Genomic DNA, 371 nt, shown 5'->3' with positions numbered 1-371 from the left:
GGGCCGGCGCTCGTCCGAGTGTCGGCGGTGGGCAGGTCGGGGGTGCGAGGCCCTTGGACGGAGGCAGCCGGGCCTGCGGCCGGTGGGGCCGGCTGCTGCGGCCGACGCAGCAGGACGAAACCCACCGCGGCGGCCAGCAGGGTCAGGGCGGCCGCGACGACCAGACAGAGCTGAAGACCGTCGAGGAACGCCTGCGACAGGGCGCCGAGGACACGCGGGGTGTCCGCGCCCAGACGAAGCCCGCCGACCGCACTCAGTCCGCCGGCGTCCGCGGCCTCGGTGACGCGCCGGACCGTCGCCCCGTCCAGCCCCGCGTCGGTGACATGCCCGGGCAGAGCGTCCACGGCCCGAGCGGACAGCAGCGCGCCCAG

Annotated in this window: 1 pseudogene; it reads right to left on the bottom strand. The window is 77.4% G+C overall.

The annotated features are described in order from the left end of the window. A pseudogene (locus TN53_RS42945) lies at positions 1-371 on the bottom strand (hypothetical protein); the annotation flags it as partial.

Origin of the sequence: Streptomyces sp. WM6386, from assembly GCF_000972385.1 — a bacterium.
Lineage (GTDB): Bacteria > Actinomycetota > Actinomycetes > Streptomycetales > Streptomycetaceae > Streptomyces.
Note: the sequence above shows the minus strand (reverse complement) of the source record. Positions and strands in the feature narration are given on the sequence as shown.